Origin of the sequence: Streptomyces sp. NBC_00009, from assembly GCF_045040855.1 — a bacterium.
GTDB classification, from domain to species: domain Bacteria; phylum Actinomycetota; class Actinomycetes; order Streptomycetales; family Streptomycetaceae; genus Streptomyces; species Streptomyces aureus.
The window spans coordinates 2,660,996-2,681,188 of record NZ_CP108312.1 but is presented as its reverse complement, the minus strand read 5'-3'; the positions used below and the strand labels follow the sequence as shown (position 1 = coordinate 2,681,188).

The 20,193-nt window shown below is 69.6% G+C and carries 19 protein-coding genes; 14 read left to right on the top strand and 5 right to left on the bottom strand.

What is annotated here, in order from left to right:
• Positions 1-153 precede the first annotated feature (153 nt).
• The 5 genes from OHA58_RS11855 (at position 154) to OHA58_RS11835 (ending at position 4,016) form a co-directional block, all read left to right on the top strand.
• Positions 154-2,373, top strand: coding sequence for an ATP-dependent DNA helicase UvrD2 (locus OHA58_RS11855; protein WP_405478662.1), 2,220 nt, complete (start codon positions 154-156; stop codon positions 2,371-2,373).
• Positions 2,374-2,536: 163 nt separating this feature from the next.
• A complete protein-coding gene (locus OHA58_RS11850) occupies positions 2,537-2,860 on the top strand; it encodes a hypothetical protein (protein ID WP_100596669.1) in 324 nt (107 codons plus the stop codon).
• Between the two features lie 171 nt (positions 2,861-3,031).
• Positions 3,032-3,400, top strand: coding sequence for a WhiB family transcriptional regulator (locus tag OHA58_RS11845; protein WP_266560352.1), 369 nt, complete (start codon positions 3,032-3,034; stop codon positions 3,398-3,400).
• Positions 3,397-3,720 carry a hypothetical protein gene (locus OHA58_RS11840; RefSeq protein ID WP_116510236.1) on the top strand — a complete coding sequence of 108 codons (324 nt, stop codon included), beginning with the start codon at positions 3,397-3,399 and terminating at the stop codon, positions 3,718-3,720. The genes OHA58_RS11845 and OHA58_RS11840 overlap by 4 nt, the downstream gene beginning before the upstream one ends.
• An 86-nt stretch (positions 3,721-3,806) precedes the next feature.
• A complete protein-coding gene (locus tag OHA58_RS11835; protein ID WP_382995462.1) occupies positions 3,807-4,016 on the top strand; it encodes a hypothetical protein in 210 nt (69 codons plus the stop codon).
• 81 nt (positions 4,017-4,097) lie between these two features.
• Here the strand turns inward: OHA58_RS11835 and OHA58_RS11830 are convergent, their stop codons facing one another.
• Together OHA58_RS11830 and OHA58_RS11825 are read right to left on the bottom strand one after the other, a co-directional pair.
• Entirely contained in the window at positions 4,098-5,600 is a 1,503-nt protein-coding gene (locus OHA58_RS11830; RefSeq protein WP_405478661.1) for an ABC1 kinase family protein, read from the bottom strand.
• A gap of 41 nt (positions 5,601-5,641) precedes the next feature.
• Positions 5,642-6,835, bottom strand: coding sequence for a ThiF family adenylyltransferase (locus tag OHA58_RS11825; protein WP_405484920.1), 1,194 nt, complete (start codon positions 6,833-6,835; stop codon positions 5,642-5,644).
• A gap of 307 nt (positions 6,836-7,142) precedes the next feature.
• Between OHA58_RS11825 and OHA58_RS11820 the strand changes: the two genes are divergently transcribed.
• The 4 genes from OHA58_RS11820 (at position 7,143) to OHA58_RS11805 (ending at position 11,064) form a co-directional block, all read left to right on the top strand.
• The gene (locus tag OHA58_RS11820; RefSeq protein ID WP_116510229.1) at positions 7,143-7,739 is read left to right on the top strand and encodes a M48 family metallopeptidase; all 597 of its coding nucleotides are present in this window, start codon (positions 7,143-7,145) and stop codon (positions 7,737-7,739) included.
• A gap of 181 nt (positions 7,740-7,920) precedes the next feature.
• Positions 7,921-9,600 carry a TerD family protein gene (locus tag OHA58_RS11815; protein WP_405478660.1) on the top strand — a complete coding sequence of 560 codons (1,680 nt, stop codon included), beginning with the start codon at positions 7,921-7,923 and terminating at the stop codon, positions 9,598-9,600.
• Positions 9,601-9,611: 11 nt separating this feature from the next.
• Positions 9,612-10,292, top strand: a complete 681-nt coding sequence (locus OHA58_RS11810) for an AIM24 family protein (RefSeq protein WP_266673918.1) — start codon at positions 9,612-9,614, stop codon at positions 10,290-10,292.
• A 16-nt stretch (positions 10,293-10,308) separates the two neighbouring features.
• The gene (locus OHA58_RS11805) at positions 10,309-11,064 is read left to right on the top strand and encodes an AIM24 family protein (RefSeq protein WP_405478659.1); all 756 of its coding nucleotides are present in this window, start codon (positions 10,309-10,311) and stop codon (positions 11,062-11,064) included.
• Positions 11,065-11,134: 70 nt separating this feature from the next.
• Here the strand turns inward: OHA58_RS11805 and OHA58_RS11800 are convergent, their stop codons facing one another.
• Both OHA58_RS11800 and OHA58_RS11795 read right to left on the bottom strand, forming a co-directional pair.
• Positions 11,135-11,659, bottom strand: a complete 525-nt coding sequence (locus tag OHA58_RS11800; protein WP_227297121.1) for an NUDIX hydrolase — start codon at positions 11,657-11,659, stop codon at positions 11,135-11,137.
• Complete coding sequence (locus OHA58_RS11795; protein ID WP_405478658.1) at positions 11,656-13,107, bottom strand: zinc-dependent metalloprotease; 1,452 nt, start codon at positions 13,105-13,107, stop codon at positions 11,656-11,658. The genes OHA58_RS11800 and OHA58_RS11795 overlap by 4 nt, the downstream gene beginning before the upstream one ends.
• Positions 13,108-13,297: 190 nt before the next feature.
• Here OHA58_RS11795 and OHA58_RS11790 point away from each other — a divergent pair, with 190 nt between their 5' ends.
• From OHA58_RS11790 to OHA58_RS11775, 4 genes are all read left to right on the top strand, one after another.
• Complete coding sequence (locus OHA58_RS11790; protein WP_405478657.1) at positions 13,298-14,410, top strand: SDR family oxidoreductase; 1,113 nt, start codon at positions 13,298-13,300, stop codon at positions 14,408-14,410.
• Positions 14,411-14,530: 120 nt separating this feature from the next.
• A complete protein-coding gene (locus OHA58_RS11785) occupies positions 14,531-14,995 on the top strand; it encodes a molybdenum cofactor biosynthesis protein MoaE (RefSeq protein ID WP_116510215.1) in 465 nt (154 codons plus the stop codon).
• A gap of 147 nt (positions 14,996-15,142) precedes the next feature.
• Positions 15,143-15,379: a hypothetical protein gene (locus tag OHA58_RS11780; RefSeq protein WP_405485427.1), complete on the top strand. Its 237-nt coding sequence runs from the start codon at positions 15,143-15,145 to the stop codon at positions 15,377-15,379.
• 25 nt (positions 15,380-15,404) lie between these two features.
• Positions 15,405-16,493: a PDZ domain-containing protein gene (locus OHA58_RS11775; protein WP_405478656.1), complete on the top strand. Its 1,089-nt coding sequence runs from the start codon at positions 15,405-15,407 to the stop codon at positions 16,491-16,493.
• Between the two features lie 62 nt (positions 16,494-16,555).
• On the opposite strand, the gene OHA58_RS11770 is transcribed toward OHA58_RS11775, so the two are convergent.
• Positions 16,556-17,098: a PPA1309 family protein gene (locus OHA58_RS11770; RefSeq protein WP_405478655.1), complete on the bottom strand. Its 543-nt coding sequence runs from the start codon at positions 17,096-17,098 to the stop codon at positions 16,556-16,558.
• A 140-nt stretch (positions 17,099-17,238) separates the two neighbouring features.
• Here OHA58_RS11770 and OHA58_RS11765 point away from each other — a divergent pair, with 140 nt between their 5' ends.
• Positions 17,239-20,193: a UPF0182 family protein gene (locus OHA58_RS11765; protein WP_405484918.1), complete on the top strand. Its 2,955-nt coding sequence runs from the start codon at positions 17,239-17,241 to the stop codon at positions 20,191-20,193.

Here is a 20,193-nt window from a genome sequence, read left to right as displayed (position 1 = left end):
CACCATTCCCGACCCCGCCCGAGCCCCCACCACCGCCCGCGCATGACGCCCATCACACCCGCAGACGTGACACGCACCGCATTAATACGACTGCACCCGCCCCCTGTGGACAACGCGACGCACCCGCCCCCACCGACCTGGCAGCATGGCGGGGTGACAGCAGCAACGCACTCCACCCTCTTCCCGCAGGTTCCGGACACGGCCGACGCGGTGCTCGACGGGCTCGACCCCGAACAGCGCGCCGTCGCCACCGCCCTGCACGGACCGGTGTGCGTCCTCGCCGGCGCGGGCACAGGCAAAACCCGCGCCATCACCCACCGCATCGCCTACGGCGTCCGCTCGGGCATCCTCCAGCCCAACAGCATCCTCGCCGTCACCTTCACCAACCGCGCAGCAGGCGAAATGCGCGGCCGCCTCCGCCACCTCGGCGCCGGCGGAGTCCAGGCCCGCACCTTCCACGCCGCAGCCCTGCGCCAGCTCCAGTTCTTCTGGCCCAAAGCAGTCGGCGGCGAGCTGCCCCGCATCGTCGACCGCAAGATCCAACTCGTCGCCGACGCGGCCGCCGCCTGCCGCATCCGCCTCGAGCGCGGCGAGCTCCGCGACGTCACGGCCGAAATCGAGTGGTCCAAAGTCACCCAGACCGTCCCCGCCGACTACGCCGCAGCAGCCGCCAAAACCGGACGCCTCACCCCCCGCAACAACGCCGAGACCGCCCAGATCTACGCCACCTACGAAACGCTCAAGCGCGACCGCACCCTCATCGACTTCGAAGACGTCCTCCTGCTCACCGTCGGCATCCTCCAGGACCGTCACGACATCGCCGAACAGGTCCGCTCCCAGTACCAGCACTTCGTGGTCGACGAATACCAGGACGTCAGCCCCCTCCAACAGCGACTCCTCGAACTCTGGCTCGGTGACCGCGACAACCTCTGCGTCGTCGGCGACGCCAGCCAGACCATCTACTCCTTCACCGGCGCCACCCCCGACCACCTCCTCAACTTCCGCACCCGCCACCCCAACGCCACCGTCGTCAAACTCGTCCGCGACTACCGCTCCACCCCCCAGGTCGTCCACCTCGCCAACACCCTCCTCTCCCACGCCCGAGGCCGCGCCGCCGAACACCGCCTCGAACTCATCTCCCAACGGGACCGAGGACCAGAACCCGCCTACACGGACTACGCCGACGAACCCACCGAAGCCGAAGGCACCGCCCGCCGCATCCGCGCCCTCATCGACAACGGCGTCTCCGCCGGCGAGATCGCCATCCTGTTCCGCACCAACGGACAGTCCGAGATCTACGAGCAAGCCCTCGCCGACGCAGGCATCCCCTACCAGCTCCGCGGCGCAGAACGCTTCTTCGAACGCGCGGAAGTACGCAAAGCCGGCCACGCCCTCCGCAGCGCCGCCCGCTTCGGAAACAACGACTCCCTCCTCGACGACGCCGTCGACCTGCCCTCCCAGGTCCGCGCCGTCCTCTCCGGCGAAGGCTGGACCAGCCAACCCCCCGACGGCTCCGGAGCCGTCCGCGAACGCTGGGAATCCCTCGCCGCCCTCGTACGCCTCGCCGAAGACTTCGCCCGCGCCAAACCCACCGCCACCCTCAACGACCTCGTCACCGAACTCGACGAACGCGCCGCCGCCCAGCACGCACCCACCGTCGAAGGCGTCACCCTCGCCTCCCTGCACGCCGCCAAGGGCCTCGAATGGGACGCCGTCTTCCTCGTCGGCCTCGCCGAAGGCATGATGCCGATCACGTACGCCAAGACCGACGAACAGATCGAGGAAGAACGCCGCCTCCTCTACGTCGGCGTCACCCGGGCCCGCCACCACCTCAGCCTGTCCTGGGCCCTCTCCCGCTCACCCGGCGGCCGCCCCAACCGCCGCCCCAGCCGCTTCCTCGACGGCATCCGGCCAGGCACCTCAGGAGCCACGGCCCGCAACACGAGCACCGGACAAGGCGGCATCGAACACGGCACACCGACGACGCCCCGCACCACCACCGGACCCGTCCGACGCCGCACCGCCCGAACCGTCGCCCGCTGCCACGTCTGCGGACGCACCCTCACCGACGCCGGCGAGATGAAACTCATGCGCTGCGAGGACTGCCCCTCCGACATGGACGAGGGCCTCTACGAGCGACTCCGCGACTGGCGCGCCGACCAGGCACAACAGCTCGGACAGCCCGCCTTCTGCGTCTTCACCGACAAGACCCTCGTCGCCATCGCCGAAGCCATGCCCGAAGACGCGGCCCAACTCGCCCGCATCCCCGGCGTCGGCATGCGCAAGCTCAACCGGTTCGGTACCGACGTGCTCACCATCTGCGCAGGTGGGGCCCCGGATGCGGGCGTTGGAGGAGTCGACGAGGACGACTGATGCAAACTCGTCGAAAAAATAGTTTGCGCATGCCCCAGCAATCCCCATAGGTTCTTAAGCACGGGAACAGCGCCTCTTCTCCGAGGCACTGGTTCCGTGCTGTACTAAAGCCGTCGGACCGGTTCACACCGGTCCCAGAGACGCCGAGAGGAGGCGAATTCCAGTGATCAGCATCAACGCCAGCTTCATCAGCACCGCCAAAATGACCGATCGCTCGGTCGTCGCTTCCTGCCTGCTCGGTTTCTCGAACCTGGGCACCGGTGCGTCCGGCATTCCCGCCGCCCGTCCGGAGTCCTTCCTGTCTCTCGCCGACCTTCCCGTCCGTGAGAGCAATGAGCGACCGACCAAGGCACCGGAAGCAGTAGCAACGGCACAGGCCCAGGCCTATGCCTTTGCGGCGGCCGGTGCCGGATCCCGGAAGCAGACGACGCACCACCACACGATGTGGGCCTTCCGTGGGCTCGAACCCTGGAGTGATCCAGCCTGATCTTCGATCAGGCCGGCGCCTTCAGGGCCGCGGAACCCCACCCGGGATCCGCGGCCCTTCTGTTTTGCCCGCACGGGACAACAGAACGAAGGGGCCTCGGGACAAGAAAAGACCCGGTACCACCGCCACCCGGCCCACAGGCCGGAACGACCAGACGAGGAAGACAACACCGTGCAACTCGAAGCGCACGCCCCGTCAGTACCGCCTTCAGACACTCTCCCCCCGCCCGGTCTCACGGAGGACTCCACCTTGAACCCCCTGACTGCGCTCACCGCGCTCGACGACGCCATCGAGAACCTCGGCGTACCCGTCCCCTGCCGTGCCTACGACCCCGAGGTCTTCTTCGCGGAGTCGCCGGCGGACGTCGAGTACGCCAAGTCCCTCTGCCGCACCTGCCCGCTCGTCGAGGCCTGCCTCGCCGGCGCCAAGGAGCGGCGTGAGCCCTGGGGCGTCTGGGGCGGCGAGCTGTTCGTCCAGGGCGTCGTCGTAGCCCGGAAGCGGCCGCGTGGCCGCCCGCGCAAGAACCCGGTCGCGGCATGAACGCACGAGGAACGATCGACCGCCCCCTGACGCACGACCCCCAGAAGCAGGCCCCGATGAAGCCGTCCACCAGCGAGCCCACCGGCTCTGCGACCCCAGACTTCACCACCACCGACGCGAACGACTCGCGCCAGAACAGGACCCGAGAGATGCAACTCATCCCAGAAGCGCTGGCTCGTGCGCATATGCACGAGCAGCTGCGCTCCGCCGAGGCCGAACGCCGCGCACTGCGCCTGGCAACGGCCCGCCGGATGCAGCGCCGCGCCGAGCGCGCATCACTGCGCGCCCGCCGCGCGCTCGCCATGGCGGTCATGCAGTGACCCACCCCGCGGGGGCCGATCCACAACGGACCGGCCCCCGCGGTGCGTTGCGCCACACCCTCGGAAGACGGAGATATCGTCACCACGTGACGTCTCATCCTGACGGCGACTCAGCGCAGCGACCCGAGCCCGAACCCGGCACCATCGTGTGCGCCCTCTGCGGCACCACTGCCCAGGGCACCCCGCCGACCTGGACCTACTCAGTGGAGAACGGGACCGGTCGGCACTACTGCGACCGCTGCGCCCGAGAGAACCTGCGGGCTATTGAGGGGCGGCTCGATTCGGAGTGGTGGTGAGCTTCGGCCGGACATTCCTTGGGGGGGCTTCCCTCCCCCCGCCCCCTCCCCACCCCACCCCACCCCGCCCCCAATTTTTGATCACGCCTCAGCAGCCGAGGCACCCTCGGTTGTTCCCGCGCTCGCGGCTGCTTCCGCGGCTATGTCTTCGACCGTGCCGACGGCCGTGCCCTCGACCGCGTCGTCGGTTGTGCTGCCGGTCGCGCCCTCGATCGTGCCGTGAGCCGTGGCGCCTGCCGTCTCGTCAACCCGCTCCTCGTCCGCCGCCAGGAAACCCGGTAGCCACCTCTCCAGTTCGTCCCGTAGCCGTACCGTCGCGCCGAGTTGGCACAGGACTCCGATGGTGCTGAGGGTCACGCGATGTATCAGGAGGTAGGAGGGCGGCAGGTTCAGCTGCTTGCCGAGCTGGTGGGCGGGGGAGCGGAGGTCGGCGATGCGTGCGGCCTGGCTGCGCATCCAGCCGCGGGTGAAGGTGAATTCGTCGACCAGGGCCGGCTCGATGATCGGCAGCAGGTACTCGAGCACCGCGTCGGGTTCGAGGTCGATCGTCTCCTTGACGAAGCCCTCTGCGCGCAGCAGTTCGTAGACCGCTTCCGCGTTGCCCGCCAGAGTCATACGCAGTGAGGTGCCGATGGTTTCGGGGAGGCCGCCGGGGAGCCGGTCCACGGTGCCGAAGTCGAGGACTCCCAGTTGCCAGCCGTTCTTCTCGTCGGGCAGCAGCCGGAAGTTTCCCGGGTGCGGATCGGCGTGGAGCAGGCTGGTGCGGGCCGGGCCCGAGAACAGGAAGCGGGCGAGGAGCTGTCCTGCCCGGTCCCGTTGTTCGTCGGTGCCGTCGATGATCACCTCGGAGAGCGGGGTTCCGTCTATCCATTCGGTGATGAGGACCTGGTCGCACTGGTGCACCACGTCGGGTACGTGCACATCGGGATCGTCGGCGAACTCTTCCGCGCAGGCCCGCTGGGCCTGTGCCTCCAGCCCGTAGTCGAGTTCCTCGGACACCCGGTCGCGTAGTTCCGTGATGAGCGGCTTGATGTCCATGCCGGGGATCAAGGGGCCGAGGAGGCGGGCGAAGCGGCCGAGTTGGTTCAGGTCGGAGAGCAGGGCCTCGCCGGCTCCCGGGTACTGCACCTTGACGGCGACCTCGCGGCCGTCGTGCCAGATGGCGCGGTGGACCTGCCCTATCGATGCGGCTGCCGCGGGCTTGTCCTCGAACTCCAGGAAGTTCTCCGGCCAGTCGTCGCCGAGCCGTTCCGCGAGGACGGCGTGGACCGTCCTGGTGGGCATCGGGGGCGCGGCTTCCTGGAGTTTGGTGAGCGCGGCGCGGTACGGGCCTGCGACCTCCTCGGGGAGGGCGGATTCGAAGACGGACATGGCCTGCCCGAACTTCATGGCGCCGCCCTTGAGCTCACCGAGAACCTTGAAGAGCTGGTCCGCCGTGCGCTGTTGCAGTTCCCGCCCGACGATCTCGGCCGACTTCCCGCCGATGCGTTTGCCGAGGCCCCAGGTCGCGCGCCCGGCGAAGCCGAGTGGCAGCGCGGCCAGTTTGGCGGTACGGGTTACCGCCTTCCGGGGAAGATCAGACATGCGCCCCTCCAAGTCCCAGCCTGCCGTGCCGCCAGTGGCGGTTACCCGGCCATTGTGTCGTGCTGCTCTCCACCCTCGGAGGTCTGCTCCCCCTTACTTCTCCCACCTGCTCCGCATGAGCAGTCTGGATGCGCCCATACCGGGCGGGCATGCCAGTCGAGTCCGGGAGTCGACGCCTCCCAGCGCGCGCCGGTGCTGGACGGCAGTTCGCCGTCGAGGAAGGCCAGTGCGTGTGCTGCCGTGAGTCCGGCGACGGCCGTGGCGAGCGCCAGGTCGCATGCGGGTACCTGGAGTTGACGTCCGGAACGCCATTGGGCGAGCAGCCGGGGCCAGGTCGGGTCGCGGTCCGTGCGGTCCAGCGAGAGGCAGCCGGCGCAGGCGGTGCCGCCGGGCAGTACCAAGGGGCCCACGACTCCGGTGGCCTCGACCACTCCGGCGTAGAGGTGGGGCGTGCCCGAGGCGATGAGTTCTTCGGCGGCCAGAGGGTCGGGGGTGTGGGCGGACAGACCGTCGCGCGGGGCGATGATCACGAGGGAGAGGGCCGGTTCCTCGGCTGGGGGCAGGGCTTGGATCTCTGAGGGGGATTGGGGCTGGGCTTGGGATGGGGGTGGGCCGGAGCGGCGGTCGGGGCGGGGTGGGCGGTCGGGTGCGGCCTTGCGTACGGCTCGGTACGCGGCCGTGTCGCGGCGTTCTCCGACGGATTCGACGGGGAGTCCGCCCGGGGCGACGTCCCACGGTTCGACGCAGCCTCCGTCGCGCACGTCGACGTGGCCGACGCCGGCGGCGGACAGGACGGACGCGATGACGGTCCCGACGCGGCCGGTTCCCCGGACCTGGATCCGCATGCTGCGGCGGGCCGCCAACTTCCTTGCTCCCGCAGCTGGTTCGGGGGACAAGACGGTGAGGGCCGCGAGGTCGGGGCGGAGTCGGTCGAGGACTCCTTGGCGCTTGCGGAGCGCGTCGAATGCTGGTCCGCCGCCGGTGGCGTCGTCGAGCAGTCCGGCCCTGGTCAGCCGATGGAGCAGGGCGTCGACATGACCGTCGGGCAGTCCCATCCGGCGGCCTTCGTCGCGCAGAAGGGCCACGCCGCGGGTTCCGTCGAGGAGGGTGAGGAAGGTGCCGGTCGCGGTGTCGACCGGGCCGAGTACGACGGCGTGAGCGGGTGCCACGCCGAACTGGACGGTATTGAGGTCGCGCCAGCCGCGTCGCAGCGCCGGTTTCAGGATCGGGTGCATGGCTGTCGGATGCATGGCTGTAGGCGGTGAAGTGCCCATCTGTTCCCCCGTGATGTGCCTGTGTTCTCGCTCTGGTGGTCAAGTTGATGAGGTTGGTGAACCTGGTGAAGTTGGTGACGTGACCGTGGTCCCGAATTCGGGTGGCGTCTCGGTCGATTGCCAGGATGCACGGCGGGGGGAATCCGTGTGAAAAGTTATCCACAGGGGGTGGGTGTTAGTCGTATAAATCGCGCGGGAGGGGTGCGGGGCCGCACCGAAGACTCCCGGAGGCGGGACTTCCCCTATGTGCAGCGGGTAACGTCGGGGCGTGCCCGCCGACCCACTGCACCGTGCCACGAACACGCAGCGCAGCACGACCAGTCCGCCGCCGAGCGGCCCGAGGGCGAGCGCGGTAGAGGTCCGCAGAAGCGCCCGGCGGCGCCGGACGGTCTCCGCGTATCGCGAGGGTGACCGGACCGTCGTCCTCATTCCGGCCCGCATGTCGGAGGCCGAGGAGAAGCGCTGGGTCAACGTCATGCTCGACAAGCTGGCCGCGCAGGAGAGCAAGCGGGTCCTGGGGGACGCGGAGCTCGCCGAGCGGGCGGAGCGGCTGTCCGAGCAGTGTTTCGAGGGCCGGGCCCGCCCCACGTCCGTGCGCTGGGTGACGAATCAGAACACGCGTTGGGGGTCGTGCACGCCGTCCGAGGGCAGTATCCGGCTGTCGCACCGGCTGCAGGGCATGCCGGAGTACGTCGTCGACTACGTACTCGTACACGAGTTGGCGCATCTGCTGGTGCCGGGGCACGGGCCGCGGTTCTGGCGTCTCCTTGAGGCGTATCCGCGCACGGAGCGGGCGCGGGGCTATCTCGAGGGTGTCGTCGCGGCCGACCGGCTGCCGCACCTGCCGGCCGCTCGCGAAGAGTGACCGCAGAGGAATGACCGCAGAGGAGTGAACGTCCAGGCCTGACCGTCCGTCGCCCCTTCGCTGATTCCGCCCGCCACGTGCGCGTTGTGTACCAGGGCTGTACCGGCCGCCGCCGCTGTCAGCGTTAGCGGTTAGCCTGACGCGACGTATTCACCTTCGGGATGGGGGACGGTCGTTACGCATGGCCAGGGAATTCCAACGCGGCCACAAGGCCAGGATCAGTGACCTCACCGCGGGCACCGATCTGTACGTAGGCGTGCAGATCACGGGGCCCGGGCTGACCTTCGACATCAGCTGCTTCGGACTTGACGCCGACGAACGGCTCTCGGACGACCGGTATTTCGTCTTCTTCAACCAGCCGAAATCGCCCGAGGAGTCGATTCAGCTTCTCGGTGCGCAGGCCGGCGACAGTGAGTCCTTCCGCGTCACCCTCGACCGGATCCCGGCGAACATCCAGAAGCTCTCGTTCACCGCGACGATCGACGGTGCGGGGCAGATGTCGCAGATCGCCCCCGGATACGTACGGATCGTCGCGGGCGGCGAAGAGGTCGCCCGCTATTCGTTCAACGGCACGGAGTTCTCGACCGAACGTGCCGTCATGCTGGGCGACTTCTACCTGAAGGACGTCTGGCGGTTCGCGGCCGTCGGGCAGGGGTTCGACGGTGGACTCGACGCGCTGCTGAAGAACTTCGGCGGTGAGGTCGCCGAGGAGGAGCCCGCCGCCGCGCCGCCGCAGCAGCAGTCCGGTGCGCCGTCGTTCGCGCCGCCCGCGCAGGCCACGGCGCCACCCGCGTTCGGCACGCCCGCGACGCCCGCGCCCGCCCAGCAGGGCTACGCGCCGCCGCAGGGAGCCACGCCGCCGCCCGCGCCCGCCCCGGCCCCGCCGTCGGTGCACGCCGCGCCGACGATCATCGCGCCGCTGGCCACACCGCCCGGCGCCATGCAGCCGCCGGCCGCGCCCACCCCGCACGCGCCGCCCATCGGACAGGTGCCCGGTCAGACCGCGCCCCCGGGCTACGGTCAGCCGACCGCGCCTCCCGGCTACGGGCAGCAGCCCCAGGCGCCGACCCCGCCCCCGGGCTACGGTCAGCCGACCCCGCCTCCCGGCTACGGGCAGCAGCCGCCCGGTCAGTTCCCCGGCCAGCAGGGCGCTCCGTCGCCGTACGGCGCACCTCAGGGTGTGCCGCAGGGCGGAGGTGCTCCCGGTGTTGCCGCCGCGCTCTCGGCGTTCCGCGAGGCGCCCACCGGTCAGCGGTGGACCCTGCAGAACAAGAAGCTGATCCGCGTCGACCTCGGCGCCAGCGACCAGCCGGTGCTCGCCCGTCAGGGCAGCATGGTGCTCTACCAGGGCAAGGTCGAGTTCAGCTACAAGGGCGCGGGCTTCGCCGGCCGGATCGTGGGCAACGCGACCGGCCAGGAGATGCAGCTGATGCGCTGCACCGGCCGCGGCCAGGTCTTCCTCGCGGAAGAGGCCACACATCTGCACCCCATCGAGCTCCAGGGCGACGCGATCTGCGTATCCGCGGAGAACGTGCTGGCGTTCGACGAGAGCCTCCAGCACGAGGTGCGCCGGATCGAGGGGCACGGCATTCCCGGCGGCGCCCTGTTCGTCATGCAGTTCCAGGGCACGGGCACGGTCGTCGTCAAGACGCACGGCACGCCCGTCGTGCTGCCCGTGACGCCGACGACGTTCGCCGACTGCAACGCGGTCGTCGCCTGGTCGGCCGCCGCGCAGGCGATCGTGTCCAGCCAGGTGCGCATGCGCTACAACGCCTACCCGGGACACAGCGGGGAGAGCGTGAACCTCCAGTTCCGGGGTGCGCCAGGGAACTTCATCGTCGTCCAGCCGTTTGAGGTCTGAGGGAGCCCGTCATGAACCAGCCGCTCGCGGGCTACGCCCCGACCCCGGTAGCCGCCCGCATGGAGAACCACGGCGCCAACATGCTCAAGGTCGCCATGCAGACCGGCAACGACCTCCTCGCGCGCGTGGGCTCGATGGTCGCCTACGAAGGGTTCGTCCAGTACGAGCCCAACCCGCCCGCCGTCCGCCAGATCGCCCGCGACTGGATCACCGGCGAGGGCGCGCCCCTGATGAAGGCCACCGGAGACGGCATCCTCTACCTCGCCGACTACGGCGCCGAGATCGTCGTCATCAACCTCGGCGGCGACTCGATCTCGGTGAACGGCACGAACCTGCTCGCCTTCGACGCGCACCTCCAGTGGGGCGTCGAGCGCGTCAAGGGCCTCGCCAAGTTCGCCGGCCAGGGCCTGTGGAACATCAAGATCTCCGGGCAGGGCTATGTCGCCCTCACGTCCCGGGGTACCCCCATCGTCGTCGACTGCGGCCGCGGCGAGGACGAGACGTACGTCGACCCGGACGCGCTGATCGCCTGGTCCCCGAACCTCAAGGTGAAGGGCAAGCGCAGCTTCAAGGCCGGCTCGCTCATCGGGCGCGGCAGCGGCGAGGCCTACCAGATGGGTTTCTCCGGGGAAGGCATTGTCGTCGTACAGCCCAGTGAGGACAGCACCGACCGCCTCCGAGTCCGGGGCTGAGGGGGAACGGAACACCATGCAGAGCCCGCTTTTCGCGCACTCCGAGCAGCAGACCCAGGAGCGCTACGCCGTCCAGAACCCGCAGCTGCTGCGGGTCACCCTGGAAGGCCACGACGACATCCTCGCCCGCAAGGGCGCCATGGTCGCCTACCAGGGGCTTGTCGAGTTCGACGGCGAGATCCAGACCTCCGGTCAGCGGCGCGCCCGTGCCAACACCGGTGAGGGCCTCGACCTGATGCGCTGCCACGGGCAGGGCACCGTCTACCTCGCCAACCTCGCCCAGTACATCCACGTGGTGGAGGTCGAGCAGGACGGTCTGACCGTGGACAGCAGTTACGTCCTCGCGCTCGACTCCTCGCTCAGCTACCAGGTCGTCGCCGTCGACAGCCAGTACGGCATCTCCGGCTCCGGCAAGTACCAGCTCAACATCACCGGGCGCGGCAAGGTCGCCCTGATGACGTCCGGGCAGCCGCTGATGCTCCAGGTCACCCCGGACCGTTACGTCAACGCCGACGCGGACGCGATCGTCGCCTGGTCCAACGGCCTGCGCGTGCAGATGCAGGCCCAGACGCACTCCTCCGGAGTGTGGCGGCGCCGCGGCAACACGGGCGAGGGCTGGGAGCTCAGCTTCATGGGCCAGGGCTACGCCCTCGTGCAGCCCAGCGAGCTGCTGCCCCCGCAGAACGCGGTGATCGGCCAGGGCCTCGGTGCCCAGTACGGCATGGGCCAGCAGGGCGCCCGCGGCCAGAACCAGGGCAACGTCTGGAGCTGACCCCGAAGGACGACCATGAGGCATGTGTAAGGGGCGGCCACCGTAGTGGCCGCCCCTTACACATGCCCGCTCACAGTCGGGCGCGCGTCGCCTCCACCAGGCGCACGACGGACTCGTCCGCCACGTCCGCGACCTGGTCGTACGGGAACCAGCGCAGATCGAGCGACTCGTCACTGATGGCGGCCACCGCGTCGGCGGGAGCGAGAGCCGCGTACTGCGTGTCGAGATGCCGCGTGCACGGTCCCGGGATGGGATGCCGGTCGAGCCGCACGGGGCCGCCCGGCAGGAGCGTAAGTCCAGGGATGCCGGACTCCTCGGTCGCCTCCCGCAGCGCGGCGTCGGCGAGCGTCAGGTCACCCGGCTCGCAGTGGCCGCCCATCTGCAGCCACATCTGGAGCTTTTTGTGCAGCGTCAGCAGCACCCGCCCGCGGGACGGGTCGACGACCAGTGCGCTGGCCGTCAGATGCCCGTCCGTGCAGGCCTTCCACATGCCGTCCTCGGGATGGGCCGAGAGGTGGTCCAGGTACGCCTGGCGCAGCTCGGGCTGGCCCTCGTAGGCCTTCAGTACGAGGACCGCGTCGTCGTGCAGCGTCACTTGCCCTCGTCGTCCTTGGAGCCGTCCGCGGGACCGTCGCCCTTGGAGTCGTCCTCCTTGGAGAGGCTCGGCTTGTCCAGGCCGCCGCGCGCCGCCTCTCCGAGCATCTTGTCGATCTCGGAGAAGTCCAGCTGCTCGCGGTGCACGAAGCCGTCCGGGTCGTCGAGGTCCGAGGCGGTCGGCAGCATGTCCGGGTGCGCCCACAGGCCGTCGCGCCCGTCCACACCGCGCGCGTCCGTCAGCGAGGCCCACAGCCGCGAGGCGTCCCGCAGACGGCGCGGACGCAGCTCCAGGCCGATCAGCGTGGCGAACGTCTGCTCGGCGGGGCCACCGGTCGCCCGGCGGCGGCGCAGCGTCTCACGGAGCGCGTCGGCCGACGACAGGCGCGGTTTCGCGGCCGCGTGGACCACGGCGTCGACCCAGCCCTCGACGAGCGCGAGAGCGGTCTCCAGGCGGGCCAGGGCGGCCTTCTGCTCCGGAGTGTCCTCCGGCTGGAACATGCCCTGCTGAAGGGCCTCCTGCAGCTGCTCCGGGTTCTGCGGGTCGAGCTGGCCGACCGCGTCCTCCAGCTTCGCCGTGTCGACCTTGATGCCGCGCGCATACCCCTCGACCGCGCCGAACAGGTGCGAGCGCAGCCACGGCACGTGCGAGAAGAGCCGCTGGTGGGCGGCCTCGCGCAGCGCCAGGTAGAGCCGCACCTCCTCCTTGGGGATGCCGAGGTCCTTGCCGAACGCCTCGATGTTCACCGGCAGGAGCGCCGCCTTGCCGGCCGGGCCGAGCGGCAGACCGATGTCGGTCGAGCCGACGACCTCGCCCGCGAGGACGCCCACGGCCTGCCCGATCTGCGAGCCGAACATGGCGCCGCCCATGGAGCGCATCATCCCGATGAGCGGGCCGGCCATGGCCTGCATCTCCTCGGGAAGGACGTCGCCCATGGCCAGGCCGACACGCTCGGCGACCGGGTCGACGAGTTCCTTCCACACCGGGAGGGTCGCCTCGACCCACTCGGCGCGACTCCACGCCACCGCGGACCCGGCGCCCGACGGCAGCGACGTCGCGTCATCGAGCCACAGGTCGGCGAGGCGCACGGCCTCCTCGACCTGCGAGCGTTCGGCGGGGCCGACACTCGCGTCCTTGGTGCCGTCGGCGGTGCCCTGGGAGACCGTCTGACGGGCGATGTCCTTGGCCATCTCCCAGTTCACCGGGCCGCCCTCGTACGAGAGCATCTGGCCGAGCTGCTGGAAGGCGGCTCCCAGGTCATTGGGGTTCAGGGAACCGAACATCGCGGCGAACGGGTTGTCCCCGCCGCCCGCGCCGGGCAGTCCTCCGAAACCGAAGGGGTTGGCAGGGCCCTGACCGCCACCGCCCTGCTGATCCTTCTTCTTGCCCTCGTCGCCGTCGTCCGGCTCCTCCGGCGGAAGGCCGAATCCGAATGGGGTGTCACTCACGGGATTCCTCGGCTGGTAAGGCCACCGGTTCTGTCCCGGCGGCGTTTGCCCGACTACACACCCAGCGTAGACACCGTGGCGCGATCGGGCCTCGGTGCTCCGCCGACTCATGGCCTGCGGCAGGATGGATGCCTCCTGGTACGTACGCGTCGTACACGTACGTACTGAATACAACCGCTGGAGACGCCCGGTGAGTTCCCCAGATCCACAGGTTCGCGCAGCGCGAAACCCTTCGACCAGTTCCGGGGGGCGCGGTCCTGTCGTCGCCGTCACCGGTGCCGCCTCCGGCGTCGGCGCGCTCCTTACCGAGCGCCTCGCCGCATCCGACGAGATCAAGCAGGTCCTGGCCATCGACGAGCGGCGCGGCGAGTGCGCGTCCGCGACCTGGCACATCCTTGACGTGCGCGACCCGGCGATCGCCGAGAAGCTGCGCGGCGCGGACGTCGTCGTGCACCTCGCGCTCGACCTCGACCTGGAGACCGACCCCGCCGCCCGTACGGCGTACAACGTGCGTGGCACCCAGACGGTGCTCACCGCCGCGGCCGCCGCCGGCGTCCACCGTGTCGTCCTGTGCACCTCGGCGATGGTCTACGGAGCGCTCGAGGACAACGAACTGCCGCTCTCCGAAGACGCCGAACTGCGGGCGACCGCGGAGGCCACCGGCGTCGGCGACCTCCTGGAGGTCGAGCGGCTTGCCCGACGCGCACCGCGCGCCCACCCGGGACTCAACGTGACCGTGGTCCGCCCCGCCACCCTCGTCGGCGGCACTGACACCGCCCTGACCAGGTACTTCGAGTCGCCACGGCTCCTCGTCGTGGCGGGATCCCGGCCCGCCTGGCAGTTCTGCCACGTCGAGGACCTGTGCAGCGCCCTGGAGTACGCCGTCCTGGAGCAGGTCGAAGGGGAACTCGCCGTCGGCTGCGACGGCTGGCTGGAGCAGGAGGAGGTCGAGGAGCTCAGCGGGATCCGCCGCATGGAGCTGCCCTCGGCGGTCGCCCTGGGCGCCGCGGCCAGGCTTCACCGGATCGGGCTCACCCCGTCTCCCGCCGGCGACCTCGCGTACACGATGTACCCCTGGGTGGTCAGCGTGAGCCGGCTGCACGACGCAGGATGGCGCCCCCAGTGGACCAACGAGGAGGTCCTCGCCGAACTCCTCGAAGAGGTCGCCGGACGGCACACCGTCGCGGGCCGCCGCCTCGGACGCAAGGACGCGACCGCCGCCGGAGCGGCCGGAGCCACCGTCGCCCTGCTCGGCGCGGCCGCCGTCGTGCGCCGGGCCCGCAAGGCCAGGCGCAGGATCTGACGGCCCGCCCCTGCCGGCTCCCGGACCGGCTCCCCCTGTAGGAGGCTCCAACCCACTACGCGCGCGTGCCGGTGGAAAGCGCTATTCCGTGCCGGTGGCCGCGTACGGCACGATGGCCTCATGGCACGCACCACGAATGACCACCCCGGAGAGCAGTCGGCGCAGGACCCCATCCGGCTCATCGCGATCCGAGACACGCCCTTGTCCGTGGACGAGGTGTTCCGGGCCGTCGGGGAGGACGCGGCGGGCGGTACGGCGCTGTTCGTGGGGACGGTGCGCAATCACGACGGCGGCGCCGACGTCGACGCGCTCGGGTACTCGTGCCACCCCTCCGCCGAGGCCGAGATGCGGACCGTCGCCGAGAAGGTCGTCGCCCAGTTCCCGGTGCGCGCGCTCGCGGCCGTCCACCGGGTGGGCGATCTGGCGGTCGGCGATATCGCGGTCGTCGTCGCCGTGTCCTGCCCGCACCGCGGCGAGGCCTTCGAGGCCTGCCGCAAGCTGATCGACGACCTCAAGCACGAGGTGCCCATCTGGAAGCACCAGAAGTTCTCGGACGGCACCGAGGAGTGGGTCGGCGCCTGCTGACCTCCCGGACCCCGGCCACGTTCACCGCGTTCGCCCACACGGGCGGTTCCGGTTGCGTAACCGCACCCCTGCGGCGAGCGTTGACGCAGCGGATGGTTAATCTGCTGATCAGTCAGTTGTAGTGGCTCATGGGGTCGGAGGTCCGGTATGGCGGCGCTCTTGTGGCTGCTCATTCCGCTTGTCGCAGCGGTCGGCGCCGGTTTGTGGGGCAGCTGGGCCGCACGGAACCGCAGGACCGGCGACGTGACGGAACTCAACGGGTACGCCCGCTTCCGCGAGGCCATGGAACGCACACACACCGGGACGGAAACGGATCCCCTCGCCCCGGCTGCCGGCTCGCTGCCCGGGGTCGAGTCCCGGACGGACGCCCCAGCGGTGCACTGACAGACCGGTCCCGTACTGTCGTTCCATGCCACGCCGCACCGCGACGATGCTCGCCTCGACCCTGATGCTGATCGCGCTGCTCTGCGCGGGAGTGCTCATCAAAGTTCCGTACGCGGAGATGACCCCGGGACCGACGGTCAACACGCTCGGGGACCACGACGGCGAGCCGGTGCTCCAGATCTCCGGCCGCAAGACGTACCCGACGAGCGGGCACCTCAACATGACGACGGTCCGGGTCACGAGCGCCGACTACAACATGAACCTCGTCTCGGCGGTCTACGGCTGGCTCGCACACGACAGCATCGTCGTACCGCACGCCACGCTCTACCCCGACGGCAAGACCGAGCAGCAGTCCTCGCAGGAGAACGCCGAGGAGTTCAGCCAGTCCCAGGAGAGCGCCAAGGTCGCCGCCCTGAACGAGCTGAAGATCCCCGTGAAGTCCTGGGTGATCGTCCAGTCGGTCATCAAGGGCAGCCCTTCCGAGGGACGGCTGCACGCCGGTGACGTGATCAAGGCCGTCGACGGCACCAAGGTCGAGAAGCCGGCCGACGTCGCGAAGCTCGTCACCCAGCACAAGCCGGGCGAGGACGTCTCCTTCACGATCGTGCCCGTCAAGGACGCGGCCGCCGCCGAGAAGGAGGGCAAGCAGGCCACCCGCACGCGGAACGTCACGGTCACCACGGAAAAGGCCAAGGACGGCCGCGCGATCGTCGGCATCCAGGCCGGCACCGATCACACGTTCCCGTTCGCCATCGACATCAAGCTCGCCGACGTCGGCGGCCCCAGCGCCGGACTGATGTTTGCGCTCGGCATTGTCGACAAGCTGACGCCCGAGGACCTCACCGGCGGCAAGTTCGTGGCCGGCACGGGCACCATCGACGACGACGGCAAGGTCGGCCCGATCGGCGGCATCCAGATGAAGACCGTCGGCGCCCGCGGCAAGGGCGCGCGCTACTTCCTGACCCCGAAGGACAACTGCGCCGAGGCGGCCAAGGACGTCCCGGGCGGACTCACCCTCGTCAAGGTCAACACCATCGACGACGCGATGAACGCTCTCAAGGACATCCGTTCGGGCAACACCGCCGACCTGCCGAAGTGCACGGTCAAGGGGTGACAAGAGGTTCATGAAGGGGGCGCCGCACACCGTGCGGCGCCCCCTTTCGTGCGGTGAGGGCGTTACTCCGCGAACGTCGCCGCGAGGGCCTCGGCCAGGCCCGGGACCAGGTCCGACCCGGTGAGGACCTCGGTGGGGGAGTCCTTCTCGCGCAGGCGCAGCGCCGACTCGCGCGCGCCGTCACGCAGCACCGCGACCGTCATCCGGACCTCCTGACGGCCCGGGTGCTTCGCCACCCACTCGGCGAGCTCCGCCTCACCGAGCCCCTCCGGAACGGACGCCTCCGCGGACGGCGGCAGCATCATCCGCTCCACCGTCAGGGCGCAGCCGACGACCGCGTCGGGCCAGGCGATGGTGCCGAGGAACTCGTCGAGCGGCTTGTCGGCGGGCACCTCGTCCTGCTCGATCGGGGTGAAGGCCGCGGCCTCCTGCTCGCCGTCCAGGCCGAGCTGGGCCGCGAGGCCGGGTTCCTGGGCCCGCAGACGGGCGGTGTCGACGAGGGCGAAGAGGCGGGCGGGCTGGTCCCAGCCGAGGCCGGAGGCGTACTCGTCGATCTCGAGTACGGCCCGGGTGAGCGGGCTGGCTGCCATGGGAGTGTTGGACATGGTCACAATCCTGCCTCGTTAGTACCCGGAACCGGGAACTGAGTAAAGCGTGAGTAAGTTGCATAGGTGATGGGTCCGCGATCACGGGGGCCTGACCGATCGATTTCGAACTTTTCGAGGTGCGCACCTTGGCTTTCCAGATGCCGGACCGCGGCGGAGGCCCGACGGGGCCACGGATGAGAGTGGGCCGACCGTCCCGGCGAGTCCGTTCCCTGCTCATGACGCTCGGCGTCCTTGCCGCACTGGGCATGGCGTTCGTCATGTTCGCAGGGTTCTGGACCGACTGGCTCTGGTACCGATCGGTCAACTACTCGTCCGTCTTCACGACCACCCTGTGGACGAAGATCGGGCTGTTCTTCGTCTTCGGACTGCTGATGGCGATCGCCGTCGGACTGAACGTCTGGCTCGCGCACCGGCTGCGGCCCCCGCTGAGCGCCATGTCGATGGAGCAGCAGAGCCTCGACCGGTACCGCATGAGCATCGCGCCCTACAAGAAGTGGCTGCTGGTCGGCATCACGGCGCTGGTCGGCCTCATCGCGGGCGCCTCCGCCGCCACCCAGTGGCGTACGTGGCTGATGTGGGTGAACGGCGTGCCGTTCCACCAGAAGGACCCCCAGTTCCACCTCGACGTGGCCTTCTACGCGTTCGACCTGCCGTGGTACCGGTTCCTGCTCGGCTTCGGCTTCGCGGCGACGATCCTCTCCCTGATCGCGGCCGCGCTGACCCACTACCTGTACGGCGGGCTGCGCATCACCAGCCCGGGCGCGCGCGCCACCGCCGCGGCCACCGGCCATCTCTCCGTGCTGCTCGGCGTGTTCGTGGCCCTCAAGGCGGTCGCCTACTGGCTCGACCGGTACGGGCTCGCGGTGAAGTCCAGCGACTTCAAGGCCACGGACAACTGGACGGGCCTGCGGTACGTCGACGCGAACGCGTATCTGCCCGCCAAGACCATCCTGTTCTGCATCGCCGCGATCTGCGCCGTGCTGTTCTTCGCGACGCTGTGGCGGCGCACCTGGCAGCTGCCCGTCATCGGCTTCGGCCTGATGGTGCTCTCCGCGATCCTGATCGGCGGCCTGTACCCGGCCATCGTCCAGAAGTTCCAGGTCCAGCCGAACGAGCAGTCCAAGGAAGCCCCGTACATCGAGAAGAACATCGAGGCGACCCGCAAGGCGTACGGGATCGCCGGGGTGTCCCCGGTGGACTACACCGGCAAGGGCACGGTCAAGGACTCCAAGAAGCAGCGCACGGACGCCGACTCGGCGGCCAGCTACCGGGTCAACGATCCGAACGTGGTCTCGCCGACGTTCCAGCAGCTGGAGCAGGAGCGGAAGTACTACCAGTTCCCGAAGACCCTCGACGTCGACCGCTACAAGGGCCAGGACACCGTCATCGGCCTGCGCGAGCTCAACCTCGCGGGCGTCGAGAAGCGGAACTGGATCAACGACCACTTCACCTACACGCACGGCTTCGGAGCGGTCGCGGCCAAGGGCACGCAGACCGACCCGGACTCCCCGGGCGCACCCCTGTTCACCGAGTCGGGCCTGCCCGCCGGCGGCACCCTGGGCTCGTACCAGCAGCGGATCTACTACGGCGAGAAGACGCGCCAGTACTCGATCGTCGGCGGGCCCCAGAAGGAGCTCGACTACGAGCAGGACGACGGCACCCAGAAGACCACGAGCTACAGCGGCAAGGGCGGCGTCGGACTCTCCAACCCGATCACCCGTGCCGCGTACGCGGTGTCCTTCAGCGAGCCGCAGATCCTGTACTCGGGAGCCATCGGCGACGGCTCGAAGATCCTGTACAACCGCACGCCCAAGGAGCGCGTCGAGGCGGTCGCCCCCTGGCTGACCATCGACGGCGACGCGTACCCGGCGATCGTCAAGGGCAAGATCAAGTGGGTCGTCGACGCGTACACGACGTCGAACGGATACCCGTACGCGTCCCGTACGACGCTCGGTGACACGACGGCCGACTCCCTCAACGAGGGCGACAACCAGCGCGCCGTGGTGGCCCAGCAGAACCAGGTCAACTACATCCGCAACTCGGTGAAGGCCACCGTCGACGCCTACGACGGCACGGTGAAGCTGTACACGTGGGACGACAAGGACCCGGTCCTCAAGACCTGGAAGAAGGCGTTCCCCGGCACGGTCGAGCCCAAGAGCGCGATCCCGCAGGAGCTCAAGGACCATCTGCGGTACCCGCAGGACATGTTCAAGGTGCAGCGCGAGCTGCTGTCCCTGTACCACGTCACGGACTCCGACCAGTTCTACAACGCGTCCGACGCGTGGCAGGTCCCGAACGACCCGACGAAGAGGGACAACAGCGCGGTCCCGCCGTACTACCTGTCCATGAAGATGCCGGGCCAGAGCGACCAGCAGTTCTCGCTGACGACGACGTTCACCCCGAGCGGGCGCCCCAACCTGCGCGCGTTCATGGCGGTCGACGCCGATGCCACCAGCAAGGACTACGGCACGATAAGACTGCTGCGGGTCACCGAGGACAAGGTCTACGGCCCGGAACAGGTGCAGAACAAGCTCAACTCCCTGTCGTCCGTGGCGAACTTCGTCCGCGACATGAAGGGCGCCGACTCGACGGTCCTGTACGGCAATCTGCTGACGGTGCCGCTCGACAAGGGCTTCCTGTACGTCGAGCCGATCTACGCACAGGGGCGCAACGCGGAGTATCCGCTGCTGCGCAAGGTCGCGGTCTCCTACGGCGACAGAACCGGATTCGCCGACAACCTCGGGGACGCCCTGAACCAGGCGTTCGGCGTGGACGGCGCGCAGCCGGCCGAGCCGGAGAAGCCCGGTGGCGACACCACGAAGCCATCGGAGAACTCCACCGTCAAGGAAGCCCTCGCGGACGCCGAGAAGGCCTTCGAGGAGGGCCAGGCCGCCATGAAGAAGGGCGACCTGCACGCCTACGCCGACGCGCAGGACAAGCTGGAGGAGGCCCTCCAGCGCGCCGAGAAGGCACAGTCCGCGGCCGACAAGGCGGCCGGCGACGGCAAGGGTGCGGACAAGAGCGCCGACAAGTCCAGCGACAAGAGCGCTGATCAGAGCGCCGACAAGGACAGTGGGGGCTCGAGCAGCTGA

Coding starts and splice junctions, on each gene's coding strand:
- OHA58_RS11840 (WP_116510236.1), top strand. CDS start 3,397: ATGAACGCACGAGGAACGATCGACCGCCCCCTGACGCACGACCCCCAG.
- OHA58_RS11830 (WP_405478661.1), bottom strand. CDS start 5,600: ATGTCTGATCTTCCCCGGAAGGCGGTAACCCGTACCGCCAAACTGGCC.
- OHA58_RS11825 (WP_405484920.1), bottom strand. CDS start 6,835: ATGCACCCGATCCTGAAACCGGCGCTGCGACGCGGCTGGCGCGACCTC.
- OHA58_RS11815 (WP_405478660.1), top strand. CDS start 7,921: ATGGCCAGGGAATTCCAACGCGGCCACAAGGCCAGGATCAGTGACCTC.
- OHA58_RS11810 (WP_266673918.1), top strand. CDS start 9,612: ATGAACCAGCCGCTCGCGGGCTACGCCCCGACCCCGGTAGCCGCCCGC.
- OHA58_RS11805 (WP_405478659.1), top strand. CDS start 10,309: ATGCAGAGCCCGCTTTTCGCGCACTCCGAGCAGCAGACCCAGGAGCGC.
- OHA58_RS11785 (WP_116510215.1), top strand. CDS start 14,531: ATGGCACGCACCACGAATGACCACCCCGGAGAGCAGTCGGCGCAGGAC.
- OHA58_RS11780 (WP_405485427.1), top strand. CDS start 15,143: ATGGCGGCGCTCTTGTGGCTGCTCATTCCGCTTGTCGCAGCGGTCGGC.
- OHA58_RS11775 (WP_405478656.1), top strand. CDS start 15,405: ATGCCACGCCGCACCGCGACGATGCTCGCCTCGACCCTGATGCTGATC.
- OHA58_RS11770 (WP_405478655.1), bottom strand. CDS start 17,098: ATGTCCAACACTCCCATGGCAGCCAGCCCGCTCACCCGGGCCGTACTC.
- OHA58_RS11765 (WP_405484918.1), top strand. CDS start 17,239: ATGCCGGACCGCGGCGGAGGCCCGACGGGGCCACGGATGAGAGTGGGC.